Here is a 17,369-nt window from a genome sequence, read left to right as displayed (position 1 = left end):
CAGGAGTTCTGCAAGCGCCGTGCCATTGTGTACAATGACGATCGGGCGGACAGCGCGGGAAAATTTGCTGCACTGTCAGAACGTTATCAGGCTGCCTCGCGTCTGCTTATTCGCTGTGCGACGACTTTGCGACGTGCATTTGCCTAGAGGATGAGCGACAACGAAGCTCGTTTTTAGCGGGCAGTATCTCCGTACAGCCGTCGATATTCTTCCTCATACGGTGCGTAGGAATCCTTCAGCGTGGCCATGTTCAGCAGCATGGTCGCGACCACAATGTTTGTCTTGTCGAACACGCGCGTCTTCACCCAGGCGCTCTCGGTGCGGCGGCTGCCGGAGAGCGCGACAACCTCGCGCTCGACTTCGTACTCCTCGTCAACAAACAGCGGGCCCTTCACCAGCCTGATCTCCTGGTCGGCGAACAGACCGACGGCCGGTCCCTTGGCCGGGAGAGGATCGTCCTTGGAGCGGTACTGGAACAGCACGCTCAGCATCTCCATCGGGATGATCGCCCTGCCCCACGGATTCGAAGAAGGATTGCCGACGCCTGAATAATACGGCGAGGTCTCGGTGATCACCGCGAGCTTCTGCCGCAGCGAGAACGGATAGAGGTCGCCCATGATCTGATCGAACGCCATCCGCACCGCCTGGCGCCGGCTCGTCTGCGCGACCTTCACGTCGCGCAGGATCACGGGATCAGTGAGCGGCTTGAGTTCGCCAAGACGCGCCTCCAGCGCGGTCGCGGCGTGCGGTTCTCCGACCGAGGCCGTGCCGCGCAGCACCTCCGTGCCGTCGCGCTTGACCATCTGGATCTGGCACTGGCTGGTGCCGGGCAACGGCTTCGACAGGATCGCCTGCACCTCCTCGCCTTCGTAACAGACGCTGCGGTAATGCGCGGAGAGACAGCCGCTCTCGAACCAGGCCTGTCCCCACAAACGCGCACCCAGCGGTGCGAACTGGCTGAAATGGGTCGGACCCTCGATGGTGCCGCCCTTGAAGCCGAGCTTCTGCGCGGTGGCGTCGTCGTGGATCGAGGCGTGCGCGTCGTAGGTTTGGGCTTGCAGCATCTGACGCGGCTGACGCCACGGCCCGATCAGGGCTCCGTCGGTCTCCGTGATCTCGGTATCGAACGCTTGTGCCGTCATGATGTCCTCCGCAAGCAAGCCATGACTAGCAGGAGCGCCACGGATGCGGCCAGCGATATTGACTTCGTCTGCGCATCCCTTTGACTGTCACAATTCGCGTCGCGCAGCCGCTCCTCCCTCCCGCAGCGCAAACCCCAAGTCGAATACCAAGTCGAATAAAAGCCGAACAAGAGACGAGGACTCCTGAAATGACGCTGATGCAGGTCGAGCTGGACGACAAATACCGGCTCGAATCGAAGCGGATCTTCCTGTCCGGCACGCAGGCGCTGGTCCGGCTGCCCATGTTGCAGCGCGAACGCGACCGGCTGCAGGGGCTCAACACCGGCGGCTTCATCTCGGGCTATCGCGGTTCCCCGCTCGGCATGTACGACCACGCGCTGTGGCGCGCGAAGGAACATCTCCAGCAGCACGACATCGCCTTCGTCCCCGGCCTGAACGAGGACCTCGCGGCGACCGCCGTCTGGGGCAGCCAGCAGGTCGGCCTGTTTCCCGGCGCCAAGGTCGATGGCGTGTTCGGAATCTGGTACGGCAAGGGCCCCGGCGTCGATCGCTCGGTGGATGCGCTCAAGCATGCGAATGCCGCCGGTACCTCGCTCAATGGCGGCGTGCTCGCGCTTGCCGGCGACGACCACGGCTGCCAATCCTCGACACTGGCGCACCAGAGCGAACAGGTATTTGCAGCGGCGCTGATCCCCGTGATCAACCCGGCGACACTGCAGGATTATCTCGACCTCGGCCTCTACGGTTTTGCGCTGTCGCGCTTCTCCGGCTGCTGGGTCGGCTTCAAGGCGATCAGCGAAACGGTGGAAAGCTCGGCCTCGATCTATAGTGACCCCGAACGCATCCAGATCAAGCTCCCTGACGATTTCGAGATGCCGCCCGGCGGCCTCAACATCCGCTGGCCCGACCCGCCGCTGGACGCCGAGAAGCGCCTGTTCGGCCCCAAGATGGCGGCGGTGCAGGCCTTTGCCCGCGCCAACCAGCTCGACCGCATCGTGCTCGACTCCAGACCGGCACGGCTCGGCATCGTCGCGACTGGCAAGGCTTATCTCGATCTGCGGCAGGCGCTGGCCGATCTGGGCATTACCGACAAGGACGCGCAGGATTTGGGCTTGCGCATCTACAAGGTCGCACTGACCTGGCCACTTGAGGAAAGCGGGGCCAAGCGCTTCGCCGAAGGACTTCAGGACGTGCTGGTCGTCGAGGAGAAGCGCGGCTTCATCGAAGACCAGCTGATGCGCATCCTCTACAATATCGATGCGTCCAGGCGCCCGACCGTGACGGGAAAACGCGACGAGCGCGGCGCGCCGCTATTGCCAAGCGAGGGCGAGCTGACGCCGACTCTCGTTGCATCCGCGCTGGTGGCCCGGCTGCGCAAGCTCGGCCACCACAGCCCGGTGCTGGAGCAGCGCCTCGCCCGGCTCGAGGCCTTCGACACTCCTGTTCCGGCCTCCGCGCAAATCAAGCTCGCGCGCACGCCGTTCTTCTGCTCGGGCTGCCCGCACAACACCTCGACGCGCGTGCCCGAGGGCAGCCGCGCCATGGCCGGCATCGGTTGCCACGGCATGGCTTTGAGCATGCCGACCCGCCGCACCGATTTGATCTCGCATATGGGCGCCGAGGGCGTGAACTGGATCGGACAAGCGCCCTTCACCACCGAGAAGCACATCTTCCAGAACCTCGGCGACGGCACCTACACCCATTCCGGACTGCTTGCCCTCCGCGCCGCGTCGGCCGCCGGCATCAGCATCACCTACAAGATCCTCTACAACGACGCCGTCGCGATGACCGGCGGTCAGCCGGCCGAGGGCGCCTTCAACGTCGCCCAGATCGCGCATCAGGTCTGGGCCGAGGGCGTCAAGCGCCTCGCGATCGTCTCGGACGATCCCACCAAATACCCTGACGGCAATTACTTCCCGCAAGGCGCGACCGTCCATCACCGCCGCGAGCTCGACGCCGTGCAGCGCGAGCTGCGCGACATCAAGGGCCTTACGGTCATCGTCTACGATCAGACCTGCGCCGCGGAAAAGCGCCGCCGCCGCAAGCGCGGGCTGTATCCGGATCCCGCCAAGCGCGCCTTCATCAACGAGCTCGTCTGCGAAGGCTGCGGCGATTGCTCGCAAGCCTCGAACTGCGTCTCGGTGCAGCCGCTCGAGACCGAGTTCGGCCGCAAGCGGCAGATCGACCAGTCGAACTGCAACAAGGACTTCTCCTGCGTGGAGGGTTTTTGCCCGAGTTTCGTCACCGTGCATGGCGGCACGCTCAAGCGGATCAAGACCTCGGCGGTAGACTCGGGCCAGTTGTTCGCCGACCTGCCGCTGCCCCCCGCGCGTGAGCTCGACGCCCCCTACAACATCCTCGTGACCGGCATCGGCGGCACCGGTGTCATCACCATCGGCGCGCTGCTCGGCATGGCCGCCCATGTCGACGGCCGCGGCTGCTCGGCTCTGGATTTCACCGGCCTGTCGCAGAAGAACGGCGCCGTGATGAGCCATGTGCGCATCGCCGCGAAGCCGGAAGACATCTCCGCGGTCCGCATCACCACAGGCGGCGCCGACGTCATCCTCGGCTGCGACATGATCGTCTCGGCAGGTCCCTCCGCGCTCAGCCGCGCCGAACGCGGCGTGACCAAGGCCTATGTCAACGCTGACCTGCAGCCGACCGCGAGCTTCGTGCAAAACCCCGACCTCGATTTCGAGGCGGGCACGATGCAGACGGTGCTGCGGGACGCTGTCGGCGACAAGAACCTCGACATCATCGACGCCACCGGCATTGCCTCGGCGCTGATGGGCGATTCGATCGCGACCAACCCGTTCATGCTCGGCTTCGCCTTCCAGAAGGGCGCGATCCCGTTGTCGTTGGAGGCGCTCTTGCGCGCCATCGAGATCAACGGGGCCGCGATCGAAATGAACAAGCTCGCCTTCAGCTGGGGACGACTCGCCGCCCACGACATGTCGCGGGTGCGTAGCGTGCTGCAATTCAGGAGCCGGGCCTCCGCGCCGACGAAGTCGCTCGACGACATCATCGCGACGCGCGCGGAGTTTTTGACCGGCTATCAGGACAGGGCCTACGCGGACCGCTATCTCGCCGCTGTCGCCAAGGCGCGCAAGGCGGAAGCGGCTGCCTCGCCAGCGTCCACGGAGCTGACCGAGGCTGTCGCGAAAAACCTGTTCAAGCTGATGTCCTACAAGGACGAGTACGAGGTCGCGCGGCTCTACACCGATGGCAGCTTCTCCAAGAAGGTCTCGGAGAAATTCGACGGCGACTTCAAGCTGAAGTTCTATCTGGCCCCGCCGATCTTCGCGCAGCGCGACAAGACCACCGGACATCTCCAGAAGAAGGAATTCGGCGGCTGGATGATCCACGCCTTCCGCGTCCTCGCCAGGCTGAAGTTCCTGCGCGGCGGCGCGTTCGATCCGTTCGGCCGAACCGAGGAGCGCCGGACTGAGCGGAAGCTGGTCGCGGATTATCTCGACATGATCGATCAGCGGATCGCCGGGCTGAAAGCGGAGCAGATCCCGCTGCTGGCGAGGCTCGCGCGGCTGCCGGAGACCATCCGCGGCTTCGGGCATGTCAAGGAAGCCAATATCAAACTGGCGGCGGCGGAGAAGGCGCGGCTGGAAGCGGAACTGGAGAACAGCCGCTTTGCGGCGGCTGCGGAGTAGCGGTAGGCCCGAACCCTCTCGCCGTCATTGCGAGGAGCCCTTGCGACGAAGCAATCCAGAATCTTTCCGCAGAGACAGTCTGGATTGCTTCGCTGCGCTCGCAATGACTGCAGTGGAGATAGTTAGACCGACGTCGTAGCGGCGATCGGCGCCGCTGCCACACTCCCCTCCGCCAGATGGCGCCCTGCGATGTACCCGAATGTCAGTGCCGGTCCCAACGCGAGCCCCGGCCCGGGACAATTGCCGTTCATGATCGAGCCCATGTCGTTGCCGCACGCATAGAGCCCGGCAACCGGCGTGCCGTCCTCGCGCAACACGCGCGCCTGGGCATCCACCTTCAGGCCAATCGCCGTGCCGAGATCAGCCGGATAAATCCGCATCGCAAAGTACGGCGCACAGAGGATGGGCGCGACGCACGGGTTGGGCTTGTGAGCTGCGTCTCCAAGATGGCGTTGATAGATCGTGCTTCCGCGTCCGAATTCGGGATCGCGGCCCTCCTTTGCGCCTTCGTTGTAGCTCGCGATGGTCGCCGCGAGTGTCGACGGCTTGATGCCGATCTTCGCGGCGAGCTGCGCGATATCAGCGGCCTCGACCAACTCCCCGCTCGCCACATAGCGCCGGACACTGCGCCTGAACGGCTTGATGCGGCCAAGGCCGTAGCTCCACAGGCACGGACGGTCGCAGATCAGATAGAACGGCCGGTCCGGTTCGCCGTCGCCGTCGCGCAGCATGGCGAGCACGAACTCGTGGTAGGAGAGTGCCTCGTTGACGAAGCGCCGGCCGGCCGCATTGACGGCGATCACGCCGGGCTTGGCGCGGTCGCTCACTGTGTGCGGGAAAACGCCGCGGCTGCCATCGGCGCGCCGAAACAGCGAGGCCGGCACCCAATAGGCCGGGCTCGTCGCATCCGTATTGAGCGCTGCGCCGGTTGCGGTCGCGAGGCGGAGCCCGTCGCCCGTACCGGACGTGTGGGCCGCCGAGATAAATCCGGCCGCGGGTGGGAGGAAGCGTTTGCGCAAGGTCGCGTCGTGTGAAAAGCCGCCGGTCGCCAGCACCACACCACGTCGCGCGGCAATCAGCCGATCGCGCGCCCCATGACGGATAATTACGCCGCCGACGCGCTCGCCCTGCGTCGACAGGCCTTCGACGTCCGCACTAAAGAGGATCTCGACCTGCCGGGCCAGCAGCGAGGCATACAGCCGCGCGGCGAGCGCATTTCCGAGATGCAGCGTCGTGCCGCGCGGGCTGCGCAGGCGCTGCCACGCATACTCCGAAACCAGCCGCGCCGCGCGAAGAGCCGAGCGCAGCGATTTTCCGACCCGCCGCAGATGCGGGATGTCGAGGCGGTTGACCATCATCCCGCCGAACAACGTGAACTCCGGCAGCGGCGCGCGCACCCGCGCGAAATGCGCGCCCAGCTGCGTGCCGTCGAAGACGACCGGCTCGAGCACGCGCCCACCCGGCGTCGCGCCCAATCGCTCCGGATAATAGTCCGGACAGGCCTTGACCGGCTGGAGCCGCACTTGCGTGTTGGCTTGGAGATAGGCGACTGCCTCCGGTCCGCGCGCGAGGAAAGCGGCGCGGAGGCCCGCATTGGCGGGCTCCGGCACCGTGTTCGACAAATATCGCACGGCGTCCGTGACGCTATCGGAGAGCCCCGCCTCTTTCATTTTGGCATTGGCGGGAATCCAGATCATGCCGTCGGACCATGCGGTCGTGCCGCCGACGAAAGCGGTCTTCTCGATCACGAGCACGCGCAGGCCCTCGGCGGCGGCGACGGCCGCAGCCGTCATGCCACCGGCGCCGGCGCCGACGACGATGACATCGTAGGTCTCATGCGCCGGCATCATGCGGCGGGGTTCCCGAAGCGAGGCATGACACCGTCATACCCCGCTTGGGCGCCCACACGCTAGCGGGCCGGCTTGCGCTCGACCGGATCGATATCGATCGCCCGCAGGCGGCCGAGCCGCAGCACGTCCATCGCCAGCTGCCGGCCGATCCGGTCGCGATCGAGCACACGGATCAGATCGTCGACGCCGTTGATCTCGACGCCGTCGAGGCCGATCACGACATCGCCGGACAACAGGCCCGCCTTCGCCGCCGGCCCGTCCGGCTCGATCTGCGCCAGCAGCGCGCCCATCTTGTTCTCGACGCCGGCCAGCACCGCGTGCCGCCGCGGGATCGGCGCGGTCTGGCCGGCCACGCCGATATAGGCGCGGCGGACATAGCCGTGGCGGATGATTTCCGACAGCACGAATTGCGCGGTGTTGCTGGCGACCGCGAAGCAGATGCCTTGCGCGCCATTGATGATCGCGGTGTTGATGCCGATCACCTCGGCATTCGACGACACCAGCGGCCCGCCCGAATTGCCGGGGTTGAGCGCAGCATCCGTCTGGATCACGTCCTCTATGGTGCGGCCACTGACCGAGCGGATCGAGCGCCCGAGCGCCGAGACCACTCCGGCGGTAACGGTCGATTCAAAGCCGAGCGGGTTGCCGATCGCGACCACGAGCTGACCGCGCCGCAAGGTCTTGGAGTTGCCGAGCGCCGCATAGGGCAAGTCCCGCACGCCGTTGGCGCGGAGCAGCGCAAGGTCAGTGTCGGGATCGACGCCGAGCACCCGGGCGTCGCCGACATGGCCCTCGACGTCGCGCAGCCGGATCTCCTTCGACGAGCCGACCACGTGGCTATTGGTGAGCACGAGTCCGTCCGGCGAGATCACGATGCCCGAGCCGAGCCCGCCGCGCTCGCGGCCGTTCGGCACCTTTGGTCCGGTCTCGACGCGCACGACGGCCGGACCGACGCGGTCGGTCACGTCGATGACGGCATTGGAATAGGCGTCCAGCAAGGCCCGGTCATCGACCGGGACAGCCGTTTCCGTTCGCGATGACGCGGCGTCATCGACGGTATCTGAGGTGAAATCCAGCATGATAGGAGTCCTTGAGGCTCACACAGATGGTGGCCTGCTCCGTGAGGCGCAAGGGACCCGTCCGGGGCGCAAGGCTGGACTGCCCGGGTGGCTAGGGCGCCCGTCGCAGCGCGCCCGCCCTTGCCTTGACCGGATCCAGCAACGACCAGTCGCCATCCGGCAGCACGTAACCCAGGGGGAACGGCGCGCGTAGCTCGAGGCCGAGCGAGCGCAGCACACGGTCATCGCGGTAGTAGCATTGCAGCACCACGCGGACGAGCGTCGCGGCAGCCGCGCCGCCGGAACTGCGAAACTCCTGCGCCACCGCATCGCGCCTGGCCGCATCGAGCTCGGCGAACGGTCGGCCCGCGAGCCGCGCCAGATGATCGAGCGCCGCCGCCACCAATTTGGCGTCACGCCCCAGCGTCGCCAGCATGTCAGCCTGGATCGCGGGGTCGTCGGCGCCGGGCACCTTGTACTCATCGCTCGCGGGAACGATCATCGCGGCGATAGCGCGGAGGTCGTCGCACTGGCTGCGTGTCAGTTGATTGTCTGCGGACATGTCGGCCTCAATCGAACAAATTGGCGAGGCGCTGCTTCATCTGGTCGGCGATGTAGAGCGCAAGGGCCTGAATGGTGGACGTCGGGTTCACCCCGCCCGAGGTGACGAAGATGCTGCCATCGACGATGAAGAGATTCTTGACGTCGTGCGAGCGGCCCCATTCATTGACGACGGAGCGTTCGGGGGCGGTGCCCATGCGTGCCGTGCCGAGCAGATGCCAGCCGCCCCACGGGATCGGCGAGTTGACGCAGATGTCGCTCGCCCCCGCGGTTTCGAGAATCTCCCGCCCGCGCGCCAGCGCATGCTCCATCATCTTCCGGCTGTTCTCGCTGATCGTGTAGTCGATCTTCGGCGCGGGAATGCCGTGGCCGTCCTTCAAGACCGGATCGAGCGTGACTTGGTTATGCTCCTCCGGCAGGTCCTCGCAGATCGCGGAAAAGCCGAGCCGGTGGCCGTTGAGCTTGCGGAAGATGCGGTGATGATCGGCGCCCCACGGCAGAATGCCCCTCTGCTCGCTGACGACAGCCTCGAACACCGGCCCCGCGCCGCGCACGAACTGAACGCCATAGCCGCGCACGAAGCCGCGCGAGAGGTCCGTGTCATACCATTCCTTGCTCCACAGGCAGGTCGGCGGCGCGCGGTTGCTATCGGTCGGCTCTTTTATGTAGCCGTAGATCTGCGCATAAGGATGGAACATCAGGTTCTTGCCGACGAGGCCGGACGAATTGGCAAGCCCGTTCGGAAAGCGATTCGATGCCGAATTCAGCAGCAGCCGCGGCGTGCCGACGCCGTTGCAGGCGATGATGACGACATGCGCCGGCTGGAACTGCTCGACGCCGTCCTTGTCGTAATAGACCACGCCGGTGGCCATGCCGTTCTCGTCGGTGGTGATCTCACGCACCCGGCAGTGCGTCCGCAGCTCGACGCCGGCGCGGACCGCGTGCGGCCAATAGGTGATGTCGGTCGAGGACTTGGCGCCTTGCGCGCAGGCTGGCGTGCAATGGCCGAGATTGATGCAGCGCGCGCGGCCCTCGTAGTCCATGGTCGCGACTGTCGTATCCGACGGCCACCAGTGCCAGCCGAGCTTGTTCATGGTCTTGCCGATGATCGCACCGGACAACCCCATCGGCTGTTGCGGCATCGGCGGATGCGTCAGCGGTGAGAGCGGATCGCCCGACAGGCCGGACGTGCCCATCATCCGGTCGTTCTCTTCGAAGAACGGGGTCAGCGCGTCGTAGTCGATCGGCCAGTCGTCGGCGACGCCGTCGAGCGTCCTCACCTTGAAATCGGAGGGATGCAGCCGCGGCCAGTGCGCGGTGTACATCACCGTCGAGCCGCCGACCGCATTATAGTTGACGACTTTGATCGGCGAATCGTCGTCGTTGATCGGATAGTCTTCGGGGCGGCCGCGGACGTTGGGGCTGGACGACCACTCGCCGTAGAACTTGGCCTCCCAGTCCCGGCCCGTGCTGGGATATTCCGCCGGGTTCATCCAGCCGCCCTGCTCCAGGCAGAGAATATGCATCTTGGTCTCGGCCAGCGACCACGCCACCGCCGCGCCGGAAGCGCCGGCGCCGATGATCAGGACGTCCACGGGGTCTTTCATCGCAAATTTTTCCTCCCTTCGCCGCTTCCCGGGCGATTCGGCCTCCGCTCCGCAAGGCCGGCGAACGATAGGATCAGAGCTACGGCTGAGTAAAGCCGCGAGGCCGGAATGTCGCACTTCGCGGGGCGCAGACCATTGGTATCGCAACATCCGGATGCTAGGAACAAGGCGCACGAGCCATCGATAGCGAGACCTTATGTCCTTCCGAAAGTCCTTTGCCAGCGCCCGCGCTTTTGCGCTCGTTTCCTTTATTGCCCTGTCCGGATTTCTGGGCACCTCCGGCCCGGCCTCGGCGCTGACCGCCGCCGCGACGGTCCGCGATGGCAACGCCATCCAGCTCGGCGACGTCACCTACCGCCTCGACGGCGTCGACGCACCCGAGCTGGACCAGGTCTGCATCGACGATCACGCCGATCCCTGGACCTGCGGCATCGAGGCCCGCGACCAGCTCGCCAAGCTGATTGGCAAGCGATCGGTGCGTTGCGACGATGTCGGACCGGAAAAGAGTTTTGGCAAGCGGCACCGCGCGATCTGCACGGCCGAAGGCGACAAGACCAGCTTGAACGAGCAGCTGGTCAAGCTGGGCTTTGCCATCGCCCGCGAGCCGGTCAAGGCGAACATCAAGTCGGCCGCGGCCGACGCGAAATCAACCTCGGCCGGAATCTGGAAGGGCTGCTTTGTTGCACCGCAAGAATTCCGCACCGGCAAGAAGGACGGCGCGCTCCTGGGCGCAGCCTGCCGCGCCGATCGCGACAAGGAGATTCGCGCGGTGTTGTTTCCCGAGGATCTGACGATGCCGCCGAGCTGTGGCATCAAAGGCAAGCTTGCGGTCCGCGCGCGCGTGACCGGCAACATCGGCATCTACCATTTACGGGGCTGCCCGAGCTACCCCGCGACCACCAAACCGGACCGCTGGTTCTGCTCGGAGGACGACGCCCAGGCTGCGGGCTTCCGCAAGGCCTACAATTGCCGGCGGCCGAAATAACGAAGCCCATCACGCACCCGTGAGCGGCAACCGGAGACAGTATTCATCCGGAATTGAACTCTATCGGGAGTTGCTGCATTTGTAAGCGTACGCAAGCGCTTTGCGCGAGCGTTTCCTTGGCGGCAATCCGGCTCCGGCCCGATTGCTTTGCTCGGGCGTTTCCTCCCTAGACTTGGGCCGCTTGTCACAACAAGCGGCTCTTCTTTTTTGTGCGCCCTTAGCGGCGCATCGGCATGATCTGATCCATGGCCGGCATGTTCGCATTCAGATGCGCCATGATCCAGACAGTGCCACCGACCACCAGGAAGACCACCAACAGTCCGAAAGCCAGCGCCAGCACGTTGTTGGTGTTATCGGGGCCGGTGGTGATGTGCAGGAAGAACACGAGGTGCACGCCCATCTGCGCGATCGCCAGCACGATCAGCGCGACGGGAATGGAAGGCTGCCAGACCAGATCCGTGCCGGCGATGAAGAACGAGGTCGCCGTCAGCAGCAGCGCCAGAACAAGACCGACCACGTAACCGAGGATGCGCGTGCCGACACTGTGTTGCTCCTCATCGCCCGGCGCAAGGTCATGGCCGGCCGGCATATGCGTCTGATCGCTCATACGCCACTCCCAAGCAAATAGACAACGGAGAAGACTCCGACCCAGACGATGTCAAGCGCATGCCAGAACAGCGCGAAGCACATCATCCGGCGCAGCACGTCGGCACGAAAACCCTTTGCGAAGACCTGGGCCATCATGGTGAGAAGCCACAATATGCCGGCCGAGACGTGGAGGCCGTGGCAGCCGACCAGCGAGAAGAACGAGGTCAGGAAAGCGCTGCGCGATGGGCCATAGCCTCGGGCAACGAGATCAGCGAATTCGCGAAACTCAATGACGAGAAAGATGAGGCCGAGCAAACACGTCACCGCCATCCCGAGATAGAACCAGAACCGGTTTCGCACATCGGCTGCGATGCTCGCCATGCCGCACGTGAAACTCGACAGCAGCAGGCAGACAGTCTCGATCGCGACGTTCCGCTGCTCGAATATCTCCGAACCCTTCGGACCGCCGGCGGTCTGGTCGGCCAGCACCGCATAGGCCGCAAAGAAGCAGGAGAACATCACGATGTCGGAGAGCAGGAAGACCCAGAAGCCATAGGCGGTCACGATGCGCTTCGGCGCCGGGCCGGGATGCCCGATGACGAGCCCGATGTGATGGGGATCGGCGTGCGCACGGCCGGCGGTCGCGGTCATTGACATCAGACTGTCCCCGCCATGCTGACGAGGCTACGCCGCTCCTCGAGGTTGACGCGGTCTATCGCCGCGACCTCCTCGGCCGGAATGACGTATTCGTCATGGTCGCGCCAGGCGAACACGACGAAGGTCGCGAACGCTCCGATACCGCCCAAGATCACCATCCACCAAATGTGCCAGATCAGCGCAAAGCCCATGACCGTGGCGAAGAACGCGCAGACGAACCCGGTCGGCGAGTTCCTGGGCATCTCGATGTCATGATACTCGGGCGCATCATGACCGAGGGATTGCTGCTTGGCATGGGTCTTCAGATCCCAGTAGGCATCCTCGCCGCGCACATCGGGGTTGAAAGCGAAGTTGAAAACCGGCGGCGGCGACGACGTCGCCCATTCCAGCGAACGGCCGTCCCAGGGATCACCGGTGCGGTCGCGCAGGGCTTCGCGGTTGCGGATGCTGACCACGAGCTGCACGATCTGGCAGATCACGCCAATCGTCAGCACGGCCATGCCGACGGCTGCAACCAGCATCCAGGGCCGCCACGCCGCGACGTCATAGTGCTGCATGCGCCGTGTCATGCCGAGCATGCCGGCGACGTAGAGCGGGATGAAGGTGACGTAGAAGCCGAGGAAAGTGAACCAGAACGCGAGCTTGCCCCAGCGGTCGTTGAGGCGAAAGCCGAACGCCTTTGGGAACCAGTACTCAAAGCCGGCGAAGGCTCCGAACAGCACGCCGCCGATGATGACGTTGTGGAAGTGCGCGACCAGGAACATGCTGTTGTGGAGGATGAAATCGGCCGGCGGCACCGCGACCAATACGCCCGTCAATCCGCCGATGATGAAGGTGACCATGAAGCCTATCGACCACAGCATCGGCGTCTCGAAGCGGATGCGGCCGCCATACATCGTGAACAGCCAGTTGTAGATCTTCACCCCGGTCGGTATCGCGATGATCATGCTGGCAATGCCGAAGATAGCGTTGACGTCGGGGCCCGCTCCCATCGTGAAGAAGTGATGCAGCCAGACCATGAAGGAGATGACGCAGATCGCCATGGTCGCCAGCACCATCGAGCGATAGCCAAACAGCGCCTTGCCGGAGAAGGTCGAGACCACCTCGGAGAAGATGCCGAAGGCCGGCAGCACCAGGATGTAGACCTCGGGATGCCCCCAGGCCCAGATCAGATTCATGAACATCATGACATTGCCGCCGGCCTCATTGGTGAAGAAGTGGAAGCCGAGATAGCGGTCGAGCAGCAGCATCGCGAGGGTGGCGGTCAAAATCGGGAAAGCCGCGACGATCAGGAGGTTCGAGGCCAGCGTGGTCCAGCAGAACATCGGCATGCGCAGATAGTTCATGCCCTTGGTGCGCAGCTTCAGCACCGTCGTCACGAGATTGATGCCGGCAACCAACGTGCCGATGCCGGAGATCTGCAGCGACCACGCGTAATAATCGACGCCGACGCCCGGCGAGTAGGACAGCTCCGACAGCGGCGGAAACGCGAGCCAGCCGGTCCGGGCGAACTCGCCGATCACGAGCGAGAGATTGACCAGCAGCGCACCGGTCGCGGTCAGCCAGAAGCCGACCGAATTGAGCGTCGGGAAAGCGACATCTCGTACGCCAAGCTGGAGCGGCACGATGAGATTCATCAGTCCGATCACGAACGGCATCGCCACGAAGAAGATCATGATGGTGCCGTGCGCGGAGAATATCTGATTGTAGTGCTCCGGCGGCAGATAGCCTTGCGACTGGTAGGCCACCGCCTGCTGGATCCGCATCATGATGGCGTCGCTGCCGCCGCGCAGTAGCATCACCGAGGCCAGCAGGATGTACATCACGCCGATCCGCTTGTGGTCGACGCTGGTGATCCACTCGTGCCAGAGATAGGGCAGATGCCCCTTCACCACGACCCAGGCCAGCACGGCGAGAATCCCGACCAACACCACGGCGCCCGCGATCAGGGGGATCGGCTGATCGAACGGAATGGCCGACCAATCGAGCTTACCGAGCATCATGGCCTCCACTGTGCGACCGACCGGCCTCGGATGCGAGTTCCGGACCCGGTCCCGGGGGAATGTGCTGGGTCGCGATCAGATCAAACAGCCTGGGGTCATCCAGCCGGTAGGTCGGCCTGCCCTTTTCGATGCCTTGCTGCATCAGCTTCTTGTAGCTGTCCTCATTGAGGACAGCATCGCTCTTCGCCGTGGTCGCCACCCAATCCGGAAAGGCGAGCGGCGAGACCACGTTGACGTCGAACATCATGTCCGGAAACCCGTCGCCGGAGAAATGTGCCGACAACCCCTGGAGCTTGCCCTCATTGTCGGCGCGCAGGTTCAGCTTCGTCACCATGCCGTTCATGGTGTAGATCATGCTGCCGAGTTGCGGGATGAAGAAGGTGTTCATCACGCTCGACGACGTCAGCTGGAAATTCAGCTCGGCGCCTGCCGGCACCGTCAGCGTATTGACGGTGGCGATGCGCTGGTCCGGATAGATGAAGAGCCATTTCCAGTCGAGCGAGACGGCCTGGATGCGAACCGGGCTGCCGGTGCCGGGCACGGGTGCCGCGGGATCGAGCTGGTGCGAGCCGATCCAGGCGACGCCGCCGAGCAGGATCACGGTGAGCGCGGGGATCGCCCACACCACCATCTCCACCCGCCCGGAATAGACGAAGTCGGGCTGAAACTTTGCTTTGGGATTCGAGGCGCGAAACCAGAATGCAAAGGCCAGGATGGCGATGATGGTCGGCACCACGATCGCGAGCATGATGAAGACGGAATCGACCAGGATGGTGCTGTTGGCCGCAGCCACAGGCCCTTGTGGATCGAGCAGATTCATCGGCAAGCCACTGGCGGTTGGGAAGCCCCGGGACAGAGCCTAACGCGGGAAAGGCTCCGCAACAAACGCGATCTCGTGAGGTCGGTTCCTAACGGCGCGGGTCGATCGTTCGCCCTTCTCGTGCGGCGGCATGCAATTCCATGCGATGTCAATGACATGAAAGCGGGAGCCCGGCCCTTCTCTCCGCTCGGGGCGATTGCTAGAGTGCACGAAAATAATCGGGATGAAACGACATGCAGGGGCCCGAGGACGATCCCGGTCTCGCCGGCAAGGTGGCGCTGGTCAGCGGCGGCGGCGCTGCCGGCGACGGCATCGGCAACGGTCGCGCCGCCGCAATTCTACTGGCTCGCGCCGGCGCCAAAGTGCTGGTGGCCGATCGCGACCTCAAGCTCGCCGAACGCACCGCGGAGATGATCGCAGCCGAAGGCGGCATGGCCGCGGCGCATGGCGGCGACGTCACCAGCGAGAGCGATTGCAGGACGCTGGTCGAAGCCGCGCTCGACCGCTGGGGCCAGCTCGATTTCCTCGACAACAATGTCGGCATCGGCAGCCGCGGCAGCGTGGTCGACGAAGCGCCCGAGCAATATCGCCGCGTCATGCAGGTCAATGTCGAGAGCATGTTCCTGCTCTCCAAGCACGCGATCCCTGCCATGATCAAGACCGCGCGGGGCGGCGCGATCGTCAACATCTCCTCGATCTCGGCGCTGCGGCCGCGCGGCCTGACGACCTATTCGACCTCGAAAGCCGCGATCATCGGCCTGACCCGCGCAATGGCGGTCGATCACGGCCGCGACAACATCCGCGTCAATTGCATCTGCCCCGGGCCGATGTACACGCCGATGGTCTATGGCCGCGGCATGAGCGAACAGGCGCGCGCCCAGCGGGCCAAGGCGTCTTTGCTGAAAACGGAAGGCACCGGCTGGGACGTTGGCCATGCCGTCAAATTCCTGCTCAGCAATTTTGCGCGCTATATCACCGGACAGGTGCTGGTGGTGGACGGCGGGGTGACGCTGCAAGCGCCCGAACGTGAATCACAAGAACACTGAAAGGAATATCAGGGATGGCCCGCCTGCCCTATCTCGAGGCCGATCAGGTCGCGCCCGAATATCGCGACATGCTCAAGCGCAACACCAATTTGCACAAGCTGTTGGTCAACTCGCCGGAGATGGCGCGCGCCTTCAACGGCATCGGCGGCTACATCCGCTTCAAGAGCAAGCTCGACCGGCGCCTGCGGGAGCTTGCGATCCTCCAGGTCGGCTGGATGGAGAAGTCGGAATACGAGTTCACTCACCACGTGAAGATCGGCAAGGAGTTCGGCGTCACCGATGATGACATCACCGGCCTGATGGCTGAGACCGAGGGCAAGCCCTCGACGCTCGAGCCACAGGCCAAGGCGATCCTGAAAGGTGCCCGCGAGATGGTGCGCGAGCTCGCGATGTCGGATGCGACCTTTGCCGAGATCAGGCAGCATCTCTCGGACGAGCACATGGTCGACCTCGTGCTGACCATCGCATTCTATTGCGGTGTGGTGCGCGTGCTCGCCACCATGAAGATCGACAACGAGCCATATTACAAAGAGGTACTCCAGCAGTACCCGATTCCGGGAGTGAACTGACATGCGCTTGAAGGACAAGGTTGCGATCGTCGTGGGCGCCGGCCAGAGTCCCGGCGAAGGCATGGGCAACGGCCGCGCCACTGCGCTGACCTTCGCGCGCGAGGGCGCCAAGGTGCTGTGCGTCGATCATCATCTGGAATCGGCGCAGGAAACCGCCGCCATGATCGCCGCGAAGCATGGCACCGCCGTGGCGTTCAGGGCCGACGTCACAAAATCCGCCGACATCAAGGCGATGGTCGCGGAGGCGCAGGCGCGCTGGGGCCGGATCGACGTACTGCACAACAATGTCGGCGTAAGCCTGGCCGGCGGCGACGCCGAGCTGCTGCAAATCACCGAGGAGGCGTTCGACCGCGTCGTCGCCATCAATCTGAAGAGCTGCATTTGGGCGGCGAAAGAGGTGATCCCGATCATGCGCGCACAAGGAAGCGGCGTGATTATCAACATCTCCTCGATGGCGGCGATCACGACCTACCCGTACGTCGCCTACAAGGCGACGAAGTCGGCGATGATCGCGTTCACCGAACAGCTCGCCTACCAGAACGCCGAATACGGCATCCGCGCCAACGTCATCCTGCCGGGCCTGATGAACACACCGATGGCCGTCGACACCCGCGCCCGCGAATGGCACAAGACCCGCGCCGAAGTCGAAGCCGAACGCGACAGCAAGGTGCCGCTGCGCAGGAAGATGGGAACGGGGTGGGACGTCGCGAATGCCGCGCTGTTCCTGGCCTCGGACGAGGCGAATTTCATCACGGGTGTGACGTTGCCGGTGGATGGCGGAGCCAGTGTGCGACGGGGGTGAGCGCCGCAAGCGCAGT

The 17,369-nt window shown here is 64.6% G+C and carries 14 protein-coding genes; 5 read left to right on the top strand and 9 right to left on the bottom strand.

What is annotated here, in order from left to right; all coding sequences use genetic code 11:
• Positions 1 to 173: 173 nt before the first annotated feature.
• Positions 174 to 1,142, bottom strand: a complete 969-nt coding sequence (locus tag IVB45_RS10255) for a hypothetical protein (protein ID WP_247360079.1) — start codon at positions 1,140 to 1,142, stop codon at positions 174 to 176.
• 188 nt (positions 1,143 to 1,330) lie between these two features.
• On the opposite strand from IVB45_RS10255, the gene IVB45_RS10250 reads away from it, so the two are divergent.
• Positions 1,331 to 4,807 (top strand): indolepyruvate ferredoxin oxidoreductase family protein, encoded by a 3,477-nt coding sequence (locus IVB45_RS10250; RefSeq protein WP_247360080.1) that lies wholly within the window; start codon positions 1,331 to 1,333, stop codon positions 4,805 to 4,807.
• A 122-nt stretch (positions 4,808 to 4,929) separates the two neighbouring features.
• Here the strand turns inward: IVB45_RS10250 and IVB45_RS10245 are convergent, their stop codons facing one another.
• The 4 genes from IVB45_RS10245 to IVB45_RS10230 all read right to left on the bottom strand — a co-directional run bounded on the left by IVB45_RS10245 (position 4,930) and on the right by IVB45_RS10230 (position 9,883).
• The gene (locus IVB45_RS10245) at positions 4,930 to 6,657 is read right to left on the bottom strand and encodes an FAD-dependent oxidoreductase (RefSeq protein ID WP_247360081.1); all 1,728 of its coding nucleotides are present in this window, start codon (positions 6,655 to 6,657) and stop codon (positions 4,930 to 4,932) included.
• 59 nt (positions 6,658 to 6,716) lie between these two features.
• A complete protein-coding gene (locus tag IVB45_RS10240) occupies positions 6,717 to 7,736 on the bottom strand; it encodes a trypsin-like peptidase domain-containing protein (protein WP_247360082.1) in 1,020 nt (339 codons plus the stop codon).
• Positions 7,737 to 7,827: 91 nt separating this feature from the next.
• Positions 7,828 to 8,277, bottom strand: a complete 450-nt coding sequence (locus tag IVB45_RS10235) for a gluconate 2-dehydrogenase subunit 3 family protein (protein ID WP_247360083.1) — start codon at positions 8,275 to 8,277, stop codon at positions 7,828 to 7,830.
• 7 nt (positions 8,278 to 8,284) lie between these two features.
• Positions 8,285 to 9,883: a GMC family oxidoreductase gene (locus IVB45_RS10230; protein WP_247360084.1), complete on the bottom strand. Its 1,599-nt coding sequence runs from the start codon at positions 9,881 to 9,883 to the stop codon at positions 8,285 to 8,287.
• A 196-nt stretch (positions 9,884 to 10,079) separates the two neighbouring features.
• On the opposite strand from IVB45_RS10230, the gene IVB45_RS10225 reads away from it, so the two are divergent.
• Positions 10,080 to 10,868: a thermonuclease family protein gene (locus tag IVB45_RS10225; RefSeq protein ID WP_247360085.1), complete on the top strand. Its 789-nt coding sequence runs from the start codon at positions 10,080 to 10,082 to the stop codon at positions 10,866 to 10,868.
• Positions 10,869 to 11,085: 217 nt separating this feature from the next.
• Here the strand turns inward: IVB45_RS10225 and cyoD are convergent, their stop codons facing one another.
• Genes cyoD through IVB45_RS10205 form a run of 4 tightly spaced genes read right to left on the bottom strand, consistent with a single transcriptional unit; the run spans position 11,086 to position 14,936 of the window.
• A complete protein-coding gene (gene cyoD, locus IVB45_RS10220) occupies positions 11,086 to 11,475 on the bottom strand; it encodes a cytochrome o ubiquinol oxidase subunit IV (protein ID WP_018457172.1) in 390 nt (129 codons plus the stop codon).
• On the bottom strand, positions 11,472 to 12,113 hold the full coding sequence (locus tag IVB45_RS10215) for a cytochrome (ubi)quinol oxidase subunit III (RefSeq protein WP_247360086.1): 642 nt from the start codon (positions 12,111 to 12,113) through the stop codon (positions 11,472 to 11,474). Before IVB45_RS10215 ends, cyoD begins: the two co-directional genes overlap by 4 nt.
• Entirely contained in the window at positions 12,113 to 14,113 is a 2,001-nt protein-coding gene (cyoB, locus tag IVB45_RS10210; RefSeq protein WP_247360175.1) for a cytochrome o ubiquinol oxidase subunit I, read from the bottom strand. Before cyoB ends, IVB45_RS10215 begins: the two co-directional genes overlap by 1 nt.
• Entirely contained in the window at positions 14,103 to 14,936 is an 834-nt protein-coding gene (locus IVB45_RS10205; protein WP_027568765.1) for a ubiquinol oxidase subunit II, read from the bottom strand. Before IVB45_RS10205 ends, cyoB begins: the two co-directional genes overlap by 11 nt.
• A 233-nt stretch (positions 14,937 to 15,169) precedes the next feature.
• Between IVB45_RS10205 and IVB45_RS10200 the strand changes: the two genes are divergently transcribed.
• Genes IVB45_RS10200 through IVB45_RS10190 form a run of 3 tightly spaced genes read left to right on the top strand, consistent with a single transcriptional unit; the run spans position 15,170 to position 17,353 of the window.
• Entirely contained in the window at positions 15,170 to 15,982 is an 813-nt protein-coding gene (locus IVB45_RS10200; protein WP_247360087.1) for an SDR family oxidoreductase, read from the top strand.
• A 14-nt stretch (positions 15,983 to 15,996) separates the two neighbouring features.
• Positions 15,997 to 16,551 (top strand): carboxymuconolactone decarboxylase family protein, encoded by a 555-nt coding sequence (locus IVB45_RS10195; protein ID WP_247360088.1) that lies wholly within the window; start codon positions 15,997 to 15,999, stop codon positions 16,549 to 16,551.
• Between the two features lies 1 nt (position 16,552).
• Positions 16,553 to 17,353 (top strand): SDR family oxidoreductase, encoded by an 801-nt coding sequence (locus tag IVB45_RS10190; RefSeq protein ID WP_247360089.1) that lies wholly within the window; start codon positions 16,553 to 16,555, stop codon positions 17,351 to 17,353.
• Positions 17,354 to 17,369 lie beyond the last annotated feature (16 nt).

Origin of the sequence: Bradyrhizobium sp. 4 (assembly GCF_023100905.1) — a bacterium.
Taxonomy (GTDB): domain Bacteria; phylum Pseudomonadota; class Alphaproteobacteria; order Rhizobiales; family Xanthobacteraceae; genus Bradyrhizobium.
The sequence above is the reverse complement of the archived record's forward strand: the minus strand, read 5'-3'. Positions and strand labels throughout refer to the sequence as shown.

Bases quoted from the DNA above. Each gene is read 5' to 3' on its own strand.
- IVB45_RS10255 (WP_247360079.1), bottom strand. From the start codon at position 1,142: ATGACGGCACAAGCGTTCGATACCGAGATCACGGAGACCGACGGAGCC.
- IVB45_RS10250 (WP_247360080.1), top strand. From the start codon at position 1,331: ATGACGCTGATGCAGGTCGAGCTGGACGACAAATACCGGCTCGAATCG.
- IVB45_RS10245 (WP_247360081.1), bottom strand. From the start codon at position 6,657: ATGATGCCGGCGCATGAGACCTACGATGTCATCGTCGTCGGCGCCGGC.
- IVB45_RS10240 (WP_247360082.1), bottom strand. From the start codon at position 7,736: ATGCTGGATTTCACCTCAGATACCGTCGATGACGCCGCGTCATCGCGA.
- IVB45_RS10235 (WP_247360083.1), bottom strand. From the start codon at position 8,277: ATGTCCGCAGACAATCAACTGACACGCAGCCAGTGCGACGACCTCCGC.
- IVB45_RS10230 (WP_247360084.1), bottom strand. From the start codon at position 9,883: ATGAAAGACCCCGTGGACGTCCTGATCATCGGCGCCGGCGCTTCCGGC.
- IVB45_RS10225 (WP_247360085.1), top strand. From the start codon at position 10,080: ATGTCCTTCCGAAAGTCCTTTGCCAGCGCCCGCGCTTTTGCGCTCGTT.
- cyoD (WP_018457172.1), bottom strand. From the start codon at position 11,475: ATGAGCGATCAGACGCATATGCCGGCCGGCCATGACCTTGCGCCGGGC.
- IVB45_RS10215 (WP_247360086.1), bottom strand. From the start codon at position 12,113: ATGTCAATGACCGCGACCGCCGGCCGTGCGCACGCCGATCCCCATCAC.
- cyoB (WP_247360175.1), bottom strand. From the start codon at position 14,113: ATGCTCGGTAAGCTCGATTGGTCGGCCATTCCGTTCGATCAGCCGATC.
- IVB45_RS10205 (WP_027568765.1), bottom strand. From the start codon at position 14,936: ATGAATCTGCTCGATCCACAAGGGCCTGTGGCTGCGGCCAACAGCACC.
- IVB45_RS10200 (WP_247360087.1), top strand. From the start codon at position 15,170: ATGCAGGGGCCCGAGGACGATCCCGGTCTCGCCGGCAAGGTGGCGCTG.
- IVB45_RS10195 (WP_247360088.1), top strand. From the start codon at position 15,997: ATGGCCCGCCTGCCCTATCTCGAGGCCGATCAGGTCGCGCCCGAATAT.
- IVB45_RS10190 (WP_247360089.1), top strand. From the start codon at position 16,553: ATGCGCTTGAAGGACAAGGTTGCGATCGTCGTGGGCGCCGGCCAGAGT.